11 protein-coding genes are annotated in these 10,945 nt (G+C 65.8%); 8 read left to right on the plus strand and 3 right to left on the minus strand.

Features of this window, described 5'->3' with window-relative positions; translation table 11 throughout:
• Positions 1-293: 293 nt before the first annotated feature.
• On the plus strand, positions 294-1,328 hold the full coding sequence (locus VGV41_RS15350; protein WP_326864742.1) for an aspartate-semialdehyde dehydrogenase: 1,035 nt from the start codon (positions 294-296) through the stop codon (positions 1,326-1,328).
• Between the two features lie 239 nt (positions 1,329-1,567).
• On the opposite strand, the gene VGV41_RS15355 is transcribed toward VGV41_RS15350, so the two are convergent.
• Both VGV41_RS15355 and VGV41_RS15360 read right to left on the minus strand, forming a co-directional pair.
• Positions 1,568-2,242 carry a carbonic anhydrase gene (locus tag VGV41_RS15355; RefSeq protein ID WP_326864743.1) on the minus strand — a complete coding sequence of 225 codons (675 nt, stop codon included), beginning with the start codon at positions 2,240-2,242 and terminating at the stop codon, positions 1,568-1,570.
• A gap of 27 nt (positions 2,243-2,269) precedes the next feature.
• A complete protein-coding gene (locus VGV41_RS15360) occupies positions 2,270-3,004 on the minus strand; it encodes a DUF429 domain-containing protein (RefSeq protein ID WP_326864745.1) in 735 nt (244 codons plus the stop codon).
• A 68-nt stretch (positions 3,005-3,072) separates the two neighbouring features.
• Between VGV41_RS15360 and VGV41_RS15365 the strand changes: the two genes are divergently transcribed.
• Complete coding sequence (locus tag VGV41_RS15365) at positions 3,073-3,951, plus strand: CoA ester lyase (RefSeq protein WP_326864746.1); 879 nt, start codon at positions 3,073-3,075, stop codon at positions 3,949-3,951.
• Between the two features lie 98 nt (positions 3,952-4,049).
• Here the strand turns inward: VGV41_RS15365 and VGV41_RS15370 are convergent, their stop codons facing one another.
• Positions 4,050-5,285, minus strand: a complete 1,236-nt coding sequence (locus VGV41_RS15370) for a ubiquinone biosynthesis hydroxylase (protein ID WP_326864747.1) — start codon at positions 5,283-5,285, stop codon at positions 4,050-4,052.
• 69 nt (positions 5,286-5,354) lie between these two features.
• Between VGV41_RS15370 and tesB the strand changes: the two genes are divergently transcribed.
• The 6 genes from tesB to VGV41_RS15400 form a co-directional block, all read left to right on the plus strand.
• Entirely contained in the window at positions 5,355-6,221 is an 867-nt protein-coding gene (gene tesB, locus VGV41_RS15375) for an acyl-CoA thioesterase II (protein ID WP_326864749.1), read from the plus strand.
• Positions 6,222-6,232: 11 nt separating this feature from the next.
• Entirely contained in the window at positions 6,233-7,003 is a 771-nt protein-coding gene (locus VGV41_RS15380; RefSeq protein WP_326864750.1) for a DUF2927 domain-containing protein, read from the plus strand.
• A gap of 101 nt (positions 7,004-7,104) precedes the next feature.
• Entirely contained in the window at positions 7,105-7,443 is a 339-nt protein-coding gene (locus VGV41_RS15385; RefSeq protein ID WP_326864751.1) for a P-II family nitrogen regulator, read from the plus strand.
• Between the two features lie 113 nt (positions 7,444-7,556).
• Entirely contained in the window at positions 7,557-8,882 is a 1,326-nt protein-coding gene (locus tag VGV41_RS15390; protein WP_414705124.1) for an ammonium transporter, read from the plus strand.
• A gap of 313 nt (positions 8,883-9,195) precedes the next feature.
• Positions 9,196-9,534 carry a P-II family nitrogen regulator gene (locus VGV41_RS15395; RefSeq protein ID WP_326864753.1) on the plus strand — a complete coding sequence of 113 codons (339 nt, stop codon included), beginning with the start codon at positions 9,196-9,198 and terminating at the stop codon, positions 9,532-9,534.
• Between the two features lie 99 nt (positions 9,535-9,633).
• A partial coding sequence (locus VGV41_RS15400; protein ID WP_414705129.1) for an ammonium transporter occupies positions 9,634-10,945 on the plus strand: 1,312 nt, incomplete at its 3' end.

Below are 10,945 nucleotides of genomic sequence, written 5' to 3' on the forward strand. Positions count from 1 at the left end.
CTCTCCCCAGAGAAAACTCATCTCCACCCTCCGTCATCACGGAGGATAGAATTCTTCAGTTTGAATATGATCGAGCGGTTTCATGCCCCGGTCAATTGAAGTGACGTCGGCAACCGCCCAAATCGTTGCGGCAGCGCAGCATGTGCCTATGGTGTGGCGACGGCGCCTCCCCACATGAGGTTCGAGGTTTCGCGGTTGCGGCAAATCATTGTCAGAAGGCCGTTTCTCGCTTAGAAGCCGTGCGGTCTGGCCTGGGGAAGACCTCGGGTGCAGCGTTTTTCGGAGACGCTACAATGGGTTACAAGGTCGCCGTGGCGGGCGCCACCGGCAATGTGGGCCGCGAGATGCTCGCGATCCTGGCCGAACGCAACTTTCCCGCCGATGAAGTCGTCGCGCTCGCCTCGCGCAAGAGCGTGGGCACGGAGTGCTCGTTCGGCGACAAGACCCTGAAAGTCAAAGCGCTCGACCATTACGATTTCTCCGACACCGACATCTGCCTGATGTCGGCGGGCGGCACCGTGTCGAAGGAATGGTCCCCGAAGATCGGTGCGCAGGGATGCGTCGTGATCGACAACTCGTCGGCCTGGCGCATGGACCCGGACGTACCGCTGATCGTGCCGGAGGTGAACGCCGACGCGGTTTCAGGCTTCACCAAGAAGAACATCATTGCCAATCCGAACTGCTCGACGGCGCAACTCGTCGTTGCGCTGAAGCCGCTGCACGATCACGCCAAGATCAAGCGCGTCGTGGTCGCGACCTATCAATCGGTGTCGGGCGCGGGCAAGGAGGCGATGGACGAACTGTTCTCGCAGACCAAGGCCGTGTTCACCCTCGGCGAAGTCGAGGGCAAGAAATTTCCGAAGCGCATCGCCTTCAACTGCATTCCGCAGATCGACGTCTTCATGGACGACGGCTACACCAAGGAAGAGTGGAAGATGATGATGGAGACCAAGAAGATTCTTGACCCCAAAATCAAGCTGACCGCTACCTGCGTGCGCGTGCCGGTATTCATCGGCCATTCGGAAGCGGTGAATATCGAGTTCGAGAATCCGATCTCGGCTGACGAAGCGCGCGAAATCCTGCGCAAGGCGCCGGGCTGTCTCGTCATCGACAAGCGCGAACCAGGCGGCTACGTGACGCCGTACGAGTGCGCCGGCGAGGATGCGACCTACATCAGCCGAATCCGCGAGGACGGCACGGTCGAGAACGGCCTGGAGATGTGGGTCGTCTCCGACAACCTGCGCAAGGGCGCGGCACTCAACGCGGTGCAGATCGCCGAGTGCCTGATCAACCGCAAGCTGATCAGCGCGAAGAAAAAGGCGGCGTAATCTTCCCTCGCCCCGCTTGCAGTCGGACTCGGGTTTACCCGAGTTCGAACGCTTTAATTGGAAGATCGAAGTCGGAAATATCCGACTTCGATTGAGAGGGTGGCGAGCATTAAGCGAAGCGAGATGCGAGCCGGGTGAGGGGGCCGATAGGCTCAGGCGTTTGAAACGCCCCCTCACCCGGCTTTCTCGCATGCGCTCGAAAGCCGACCTCTCCCCGCAAGCGGGGAGAGGTAAAAAACTTAGAACCTCGGCGCGGTAAACGCCTTTGCGTGCTTGTCGGCCGCGACGCGTTCGAAGCGCTTTGTCGCCGGGTCGTAAACCGAGAGATCGCCGGTAGCGACACCGAAATAGGCGGCGTGCAGTTTCAATTTGCCGCTCTCGGTCCGAGCCTTGACCCAAGGAAACGTCATCAGATTATCGAGCGTCGTCAATGCCGACTGCTGCTCGAGCGCCGTGAGATATTCGTTAAACGAGCGCTCGCCGCGCGGGCCGACGGCCTTCGCCGCCGGCGCGATCATCGCCATCCAGTTGCCGATGAAATCACCGGGCGACAACGGTGCCGCCTCCTCGGCATAGGCGCGGATACCGCCACATTGCGCATGTGCAAGCACGACGATGTGCTTCACTTTCAAGGCCTGCACCGCGAACTCGAGCGCGGCCGACATCGAGCGCTGCGCGGAGTCCGGCGTATAGGGCGGCACGAGATTGGCGATGTTGCGGGAGACGAACACTTCGCCCGGACCAGCGTCGAAGATGAGCTCGGGCGAGCAGCGCGAGTCGCAGCAGCCGATCACCATGATCTCGGGCGACTGCCCCTGCTCGGCGAGCTGCCGATAGCGGCTCTGCTCCTGCGGCAGGCGTTGGGTGAGGAAGGCGCTATAGCCTTCGATCAGGCGCTCGGGAAATTCGGACATCGCCACCTCCTCGCTGCCTGCGATTTGTCACGCCCAGATGGCCATTGGCAACCCGTAGTCATCGCGCGGCGGTGGATCGGGAAACGGTCGCGCATTACCGACACCGATGCGTCGCGCCACCGCGGCGCAGGCGAGCGCGTCGAGGAGATCGTCCGGCCTGGCGCCCTTCGGCGGCGGTGCGTTGACCACCGCCGGCGACAGCCCGGCGCTGATGAGCAGTCCGCGCCGCAGCGCCAGCCCCGGCTCGTAGCAGCGGCTTTTCACCTTCTTCGGCTCGGCCAGCGCGCGCTCGCCGTTCAGCCGCCAGAAGGCAAGTTCCGGATGCACCTCGAACACGCGCGGCACCAGCGTAGCGTCAGCACGCAGCAGCGCGTCGATCTCACGGATCTTCGGCGCGATGTTGAACAGCTGCTTCGACACCTTGCGCGGCGGATCGGAGGTCGCCAACGCCGCGGCACAGGCGGCGTCGTAGCCGCGCGCATCGATGGCCGCCCGCGATGGCACCGAGAACACCGACGACTGCCGCGCCCCGAGCAGCGGCCGCACCGCATTCTCCGCCGATCGGCCGCCGCGGCCTGCCCGCTCCGGCAGGCCTATCGGCATGTCGACGGCGACGATGCCACGGGCCTCGGCCAGCACGTCGGCGAAGCGCGGCACGACCGCGATGCGCACCTCGTCGCCCGTGGGCCGCACGAAGGCGGCGATCCAGCCGCCCGGGCAGCCGTCGACGCCCGCGAGCCATACGTCTTGCGCATCCGTCATTGCCGCGACAGTGGCACGCGTGCTGCCGCAACGGTAGGCTAATGCGTCAACACCGGGGAGCTTCCGCAATGTCCGTTCGTCCGCGCCGCAGCGTGCTGTACATGCCGGGTTCTAATGCCCGCGCGCTGGAGAAGGCGAAAACGCTGCCGGTCGACGGCATCATCCTCGACCTCGAGGACTCGGTCGCGCCGGATGCGAAAGAAAGCGCACGCCAGCAGGTGTGCGACGCGGTCAGGGCCGGCGGCTTCGGCCATCGCGAGGTGATGATCCGCGTCAACGCCATCGACACGCCCTGGCACGCCGACGATCTCTCTGCCGCCGCGCACGCAGCGCCGGACGCCATCGTCGTGCCGAAGGTGTCGAACGCCGACGCCCTCGAGCTCGTCGGCCGCCGTCTGCTCGACATGGCGACGCCGCACAGGACGCGCGTCTGGGCGATGATCGAGACGCCGCTTGCCATCTTCAACATCCTCGCCATCGCCGCCGAAGCGCGCGATTCCGAAGCGCGGCTGGCCGGCTTCATCATGGGCACCAACGACCTCGCCAAGGACACGCGCGCGCGCCTCGTCGCCGGACGCGCGCCGATGCTGCCGTGGCTGACGATGTGCGTCGCCGCCGCGCGCATCCACGGCATCGACATCCTCGACGGCGTCTATAACGAGATCGGCAACGCGCACGGCTTCGCCGAGGAATGCAAACAGGGCGTCGAGCTCGGCTTCGACGGCAAGACGCTCATCCACCCGACGCAGATCGAGACGTGCAACGCTGCCTTCTCGCCGTCGCCGGAGGAGGTCGCCTGGGCGCGCAGGATGATCGCCGCCTTCGACCTGCCGGAGAACAAGGCCAAGGGCGTGGTATCGATCGACGGCCGCATGGTCGAGCGCCTGCACGCCGACATGGCGCGGCACACGGTGGCGATCGCCGAGGCGATTGGCGTGCACGCCTAATTATTCGTTTATTCCCGTGAAAGCCTCTCAATTGTCGTGGCCGGGCTTGTCCCGGCCAAGCCCGCGCATGACGTCGAGAGTGGGTCGGCGTCGGTGCGCTACAGCGCCTCGCCCTTCAGCAATTTCGGCACCTCGCCGGTGAACCCGGCCGCCTCGCGGATGAACATGCGCTTCAATGGCGGCATGCGTTCCACCACGCCGAGCCCGATGTCGCGCGCGAGGCGCAAGACGTCGGAGCGGTTGGAGAACAGGCGATTGAGACTGTCGGTGGCCACCCCCATCATCGCCGTGTCGAAGCGGCGCCAGCGCTGGTAGCGCTCGAGCACTTGCACGCCACCGATGTCGAGGCCGAGCCTTGCCGCATCGACGACGGCCTCCGCCAAAGCCGCGACGTCGCGCAGGCCCATATTGAGACCTTGACCCGCGATCGGATGGATCACGTGCGCGGCGTCACCGATGAGCGCGATGCGCTCGGCGATGAACGAACGCGCCGTGTAGAGCCCGAGCGGAAAGGCGCGGCGCGGGCCGACCACTTCGATGTCGCCGAGATGCAGGCCGAAGCGTTTTTCCAATTCGTCGTGGAATTCGGTGTCGCTCATCGCGACATAGCGCTCGGCGTCGGCGGTGCGCTCGGTCCAGACGATGGAGGCGCGGTTGCCGGTCAGCGGCAGGATGGCGAACGGCCCCGGCGGCAGGAAATGTTCTTCGGCGCGGCCATTGTGCGGCCGCTCGTGCGCGACGGTGCAGACGATCGCCGACTGGCCGTAGCTCCAGCCGTGCGTGGCGATGCCGGCCTGCTCGCGAATTTGCGAGCGCGCGCCGTCGGCACCGACCAGCAGCCGCGCCGAAGCCTTGGCGCCATCCGCAAAGCTCACGTCGATGGCGTTCGCACGGCGCTCGAAACCGGTCACCGGCGTCGCGCGCAGCGCGATGCCGAGCGCCTTCGCCTTGGCGACCAGCGCGTCGACCAGCAGCCGATTCTCGATCATGTGCGCGAAGGCTTCGCCCGGCTGCACCTCGCCCTCGAAAGTGAGGAAGGTCGGCCGCACCGCGTCATCCACCTTCGAATCGGTGACGACCATGTCGAGCATCGGCTGCGCCTGCGCCTCGACGGCCTGCCAGACGCCGACCGCCTCGAACAGCCGCCGCGCCGCCGCGGCAATGGCCGAAGCGCGCGGATCGCGCGATTGCTCATGCGCGAGCGCCGGATCGGCGACGGTGACCTTGAACTCGGGCCCCAGCGCCTCACGCAGCGCAATGGCGAGCGCCAGCCCGGCAAAGCCGGCGCCACCGATCACCATGTCCGCCGTCTGACGCTGTTCTGCGGTGGCCATCTGCTGTCCTTGTCAATGCGGGCCCAACATAGCAGGTTGGGCCGGCATCCGACCTATGCGGTAACTCCCATGCGCTCCGCCGTCAAAGACCTCCTCGACATCCTCGACCTCGAACCGCTGGAGGTGAACCTGTTCCGCGGCCGCTCGCCGCAGACCGGCTGGCAACGCGTCTACGGCGGCCAGGTGATCGGGCAGGCGCTGGTGGCCGCCGTGCGCACCGTCGATGCCAGCCGCTCGCCGCACTCGATGCACGCCTATTTCATCCTGCCGGGCGATCCGAAGGTGCCGCTGATTTACGACGTCGAGAGCCTGCGCGATGGCAAGAGCTTCACCACCCGCCGCGTCACCGCGCGTCAGCACGGCCATCCGATCTTTTCGATGCTGGTGTCATTCCATGCGCACGAGGACGGCCTCGACCATCAGGCCGAGATGCCGCAGGTGGCGCCGCCGGAAGACCTTCCGGGCGAAGGCGACATGCGCGACAAGCTCTTTGCGAAAATGCCCGAGGCGGTGCGGCGGTATTACGAGCGCGAACGGCCGATCGAGATGCGCCCGGTCGAGATGGATCGGTATTCCGGCACGAAGTATCCCGACGGCCTGTTCAATGTGTGGTTCCGCACCACCGGCCGGCTGCCGGACGATCTTGCCATTCATCAATGCGTGCTCGCCTACGCCTCCGACCTGACGCTGCTCGACGCCTCGCTGGCGCGGCACGGACGCACCCTGTTCGAGAGCGAATTCATGGCGGCGAGCCTCGATCATGCGCTGTGGCTGCACCGGCCGTTCCGCGCCGACGAGTGGCTGTTATACGCGCAGGATTCGCCGAATCTGCACGGCTCGCGCGGCTTCTCGCGCGGACTTATATTCACCCGGGACGGCACCCTGGTGGCATCGGTGGCCCAGGAAGGGCTGGTGCGCCAGAGAAGGCAGCCGTAGCGCGGGGATTGATGAAGCGGCTCATCGCCGGCCTTGGCATTCTGCTCGCGGCGACGGCGGCCGCCCTCGCCGCGTCCGACCAACTGCCGGCGCCGCCCGGCAGCTTCCCCGGCGCGCCGGCGCAATTCACCAGATTTACCGCGGCCGAGCTCGAGCGCGGCTTCATGGCGCTCGCCTTCGGTTCCGACTTGCGCATCGGCGCGCGGCCGCGCGGCATCCGCCGCTTCAATCATGCGATCCGCGCCGAGATCGTGCCCGGCGGCAGCGTCGATCGTGCCGCCGCGATGCGCGCGGTACTCGAGGATTACGCGCGGCAGGTGCCGGGCCTGCACCTGAGCGTCGCTTCAGCCGGCGATGCCGACGTGCAGGTGCGCCTGATCGACGAAAAGGATTTCAACGCCGCGCTGGAGGCGGCGTTCGGCGCCCGCATCGCCAGAACCTTCATCGCCCGCACCGACCCGCAGTGCATGACCAGCGTGAAGTCGAACGCCGCGGGCGACATCGTCCACGCGATCTCGTTCATCATCGTCGACAAGGGCGACGATGTGTTCCTCGACTGCGCCTATCACGAGCTGCTGCACGCCTTCGGCCTGTCGAACCACGACCAGCGCAATATCTGGACCACGCTCAACCAGAACCGGATGGTCGGCTACCTGACTGTCTATGACCGCGACCTGCTGGATATCCTCTACGACCCGCGGATCAGGCCGGGCATGCCGCCGCGCGCCGCCCGGACGGTGCTGCCGGGGGTGGTCCGGCGGCAAGGACTCGCCGCCCGATAGGCCAATGCCATTGACCTATTCTGCCCGCCCAATCGACATTTGCCGTGAATATGGGCATTAAGACGCGCCCAAACCTTGGGCCGCCTGCCGGGGGAGTAGCCATGAAGCTTGTCATCGCCATCATCAAACCGTTCAAGCTCGACGAGGTGCGCGACGCGCTCACCCGCATCGGCATCCACGGGATGACCGTGTCGGAAGTGAAGGGATACGGCCGCCAGAAGGGGCACATGGAGATCTATCGCGGCGCCGAGTACGCCGTGAACTTCCTGCCTAAGGTGCGCATCGAGGTTGCCGTCGCCAGCGAGCAGATCGACCAGGTCATGGACGCGGTGACGGCCGCCGCCAAGACCGGCCAGATCGGCGACGGCAAGATCTTCGTCACGCCGATCGAGCAGGCGGTGCGCATCCGCACCGGCGAGACCGACGTCGACGCGCTCTAACGAACGACCCCGTTCGTCCCCGCGCAAGACGGGGGCCAGCACAGAGTTGACGCCCGCCATTGCGGGCATGAACGGGCCGGGGGTGAACTTCAATTCAGCCGGGGGAAATTAAGATGTCTCAGGGGCTACGCCGCCTCGCGATGGGCATGATTACCGTCGCAGCCGCACTCGCAACTTCGCCTGCACTTGCGCAGGCGCCGGCCATGAAGATCGACGCCGCCGATACCGCATGGATGATTGGCGCCACCGGTCTCGTGCTGATGATGACTATTCCGGGGCTCGCGCTGTTCTATTCCGGCATGGTGCGCAAGAAGAACGTACTCGCCACCATGGCGCAATCGCTCGCCGCGACGTTCCTTGTCTCGGTGCTGTGGGCGCTGCTCGCCTACTCGCTCACCTTCACCGGCAGCGGCCGGATGATCGGCTCCTTGAGCCGCGTTTTCCTCTACGGCATGGGCCTGAACGCGATTTCGCCGATCGCGCCGACCATTCCGGAGAGCTTGTTCATGCTCTACCAGATGACCTTCGCGGTCATCACGGTGGCGCTGGTTGCAGGCTCGGTCGCGGACCGCCTGCGTTTCTCGGCATTCTTGCTGTTCAGTACGCTGTGGCTGTTCATCGTCTACGTTCCGATTGCGCATGCCGTCTGGGGCGGCGGCTTTCTGCAAACTTTCGGCACCATCGATTTCGCCGGCGGGCTCGTCGTGCACGTGAATGCCGGCGTCGCCGGTCTCGTCGCCGCGATGGTGATCGGCAAGCGGCGCGGCTACGGCCATGACAATCTCGCGCCGTTCGATCTGTCGCTCGCCGTCATCGGCACCGGCCTGTTGTGGGTCGGCTGGTTCGGCTTCAACGGCGGCTCGGCGCTCACCGCCGGATCGCGCGCCGCGATGGCGATCGTGTGCACGCATCTTGCCGCCAGCACCGGCGCCGCGACCTGGATGGCGATCGAGTGGAAGACGCGCGGCAGGCCGTCTGTGCTAGGCATGATCTCCGGCGCCGTCGCGGGCCTCGGCACGATCACGCCCGCGTCCGGTTTCGTCACGCCGATGGAAGCGATCCTGATCGGGCTGATCGCCGGCAGCGTCTGCTTCTGGTCGTGCACCTGGCTGAAGATGAAACTCGGCTACGACGATTCGCTCGACGTGTTCGGCGTGCATGGCATCGGCGGTCTCACCGGCACCTTGCTGGCCGGCGTGCTGGCGGTCGGCGCGGTGTCGGCGACGCCCGAACTGCCCCAGGGCATCGGCGGCCTGATCGAGGGCAACATCCATCTCGTCTGGGCGCAGCTCTACGGGATCGTCGTCACCGCGCTGTGGTCGGGCATCGGCACCTTCGTGATCCTCAAGATCGTCGGCGCGCTCGTGCCGTTGCGGGTGCGGGCGGAGGACGAGATCATCGGCCTCGATGTCAGCCAGCATGGCGAGGCCCTGCAGTAGCGACAGCAAAGATCCGCGCCGGGCGACACGTCCGGCGCGGATTTAATCAGACCGATCTTGCGTGAGTACTTTTTGAGCAGCGGCCTATAGCCCTGCCACATGTTTGAGCGACGGCCTCCTCCACCATTCGGGTCGGCTCGCCGCGTCTCATATTTCCGTCGACGAATCAGCGCTCTAGAGCCCGCGCCGGCATTTGGCACGGCAATTGATTCCCTTACCGCGGCCATGCCCACGAAGTTCGCTTCCTGGCCGGCTCAGTGTCCCGCCCGCACTGCGTGAGGAATCAAAACGGGCTCAAGCGGGGATCGAATCCATGAAAATCGTCATGGCCATAATCAAACCTTTCAAGCTCGACGAGGTCCGTGACGCTCTGACCTCCCTCGGCGTGCAAGGACTGACCGTTACCGAGGTGAAAGGCTACGGGCGTCAAAAGGGCCACACCGAAATCTACCGTGGCGCCGAATATGCGGTGAGCTTCCTCCCCAAGATCAAGGTGGAGGTCGCGGTGGCGACCGATCAGGTCGACAAGGTCGTCAGCGCCATCATCGGGGCCGCCAAGACCGGACAGATCGGCGACGGAAAAATCTTCGTCTTCGGGCTGGATCACGCCGTGCGCATCCGCACCGGCGAGACCGATGCTGCCGCGCTCTAAGTCCGCACAACAATTCGACAGGAGTAAAGGACCATGACGTTGAAGAAACTCTCCCGTGCGAGGCTTGGGGCCTGGGCCCTCGGGCTTCTGCTCGGCCTGATGCTGAGCTTCGGCGCGTACACCGCGTCGTACGCTCAGACGGCCGCGCCCGCTCCGGCCGCGCCTGCCGCCGCGGCTGCTCCGGCCGCTGCGCCGGCCGCGCCGAAGCCGGCCTGCGACGCTTCGGCGAAGCCGCCGATCCTCACCAACTGCACCACCAACTCGGGCGACACGGCGTGGATGCTGACGTCGACCGCGCTGGTGCTGATGATGACCATCCCGGGTCTCGCGCTCTTCTACGGCGGCATGGTCCGCAAGAAGAACGTGCTGGCGACGGTGATGCAGAGCTTCGCCATCACCTGTCTGGTGACGGTGCTCTGGATGATCATCGGCTACTCGTGGGCCTTCACCGACGGCGGACCCTATCTCGGCGGCATGTCCAGATTCTTCCTGATGGGCATGGGCACCGACTCCGTCAGCGCGCTCGCGGGCACGATCCCCGAGTCGGTCTACATGTGCTTCCAGATGACCTTCGCGATCATCACGCCGGCACTGATCGCCGGCGCCTTCGCCGACCGCATGAAGTTCTCGGCCATGATGTGGTTCATGGGTCTGTGGTCGCTGTTCGTCTACTCGCCGATCGCGCACTGGGTGTGGGGCGGCGGCTGGGCCGGCGGCCTCGGCGTGCTCGACTACGCGGGCGGCACGGTCGTTCACATCAACGCCGGTGTTGCCGGTCTGATGTGCGCGCTCGTCCTCGGCAAGCGCAAGGGTCTCGGCAACGAGAGCATGGCGCCGCATAACCTGGTGCTGACGATGATCGGCGCGTCGCTCCTGTGGGTCGGCTGGTTCGGCTTCAACGCCGGTTCGGCGGTCACCGCGGGCGGCAATGCGGGCATGGCCATGGCGGTCACCCAGATCGCGACCGCCACGGCGGCGCTGACCTGGATGTTCGTCGAATGGATGCTCAAGGGTAAGCCCTCGGTGCTCGGCATCTGCTCGGGCGCGGTGGCCGGCCTCGTCGCCATCACACCGGCGTCCGGCTTCGTCGATCCGACCGGCGCGCTGGTCATCGGCATCGCCGCCGGCATCGGCTGCTACTGGGGCGCGACCGGCCTCAAGCACATGTTCGGCTACGACGACTCGCTCGACGCCTTCGGCGTGCACGGCGTCGGCGGCATGATCGGCGCTTTGCTCACCGGCGTGTTCGCGCGCACGGCGATCAACAGCTCCGGCACGGGCCTGATCGACGGCAACGCCTACCAGGTCGTGGTGCAGATCTACGGCATCCTCGGCACGGTCATCTACGACGCGATCGCGACCCTCATCATCCTCTTTGTGATCAAGGCGGTGATCGGCCTGCGCGTCTCGG

It is taken from the genome of Pseudolabrys sp., assembly GCF_035943735.1.
Taxonomy (GTDB): Bacteria; Pseudomonadota; Alphaproteobacteria; order Rhizobiales; family Xanthobacteraceae; genus Pseudolabrys.

Coding starts and splice junctions, on each gene's coding strand:
- VGV41_RS15350 (WP_326864742.1), top strand. CDS start 294: ATGGGTTACAAGGTCGCCGTGGCGGGCGCCACCGGCAATGTGGGCCGC.
- VGV41_RS15355 (WP_326864743.1), bottom strand. CDS start 2,242: ATGTCCGAATTTCCCGAGCGCCTGATCGAAGGCTATAGCGCCTTCCTC.
- VGV41_RS15360 (WP_326864745.1), bottom strand. CDS start 3,004: ATGACGGATGCGCAAGACGTATGGCTCGCGGGCGTCGACGGCTGCCCG.
- VGV41_RS15365 (WP_326864746.1), top strand. CDS start 3,073: ATGTCCGTTCGTCCGCGCCGCAGCGTGCTGTACATGCCGGGTTCTAAT.
- VGV41_RS15370 (WP_326864747.1), bottom strand. CDS start 5,285: ATGGCCACCGCAGAACAGCGTCAGACGGCGGACATGGTGATCGGTGGC.
- tesB (WP_326864749.1), top strand. CDS start 5,355: ATGCGCTCCGCCGTCAAAGACCTCCTCGACATCCTCGACCTCGAACCG.
- VGV41_RS15380 (WP_326864750.1), top strand. CDS start 6,233: ATGAAGCGGCTCATCGCCGGCCTTGGCATTCTGCTCGCGGCGACGGCG.
- VGV41_RS15385 (WP_326864751.1), top strand. CDS start 7,105: ATGAAGCTTGTCATCGCCATCATCAAACCGTTCAAGCTCGACGAGGTG.
- VGV41_RS15390 (WP_414705124.1), top strand. CDS start 7,557: ATGTCTCAGGGGCTACGCCGCCTCGCGATGGGCATGATTACCGTCGCA.
- VGV41_RS15395 (WP_326864753.1), top strand. CDS start 9,196: ATGAAAATCGTCATGGCCATAATCAAACCTTTCAAGCTCGACGAGGTC.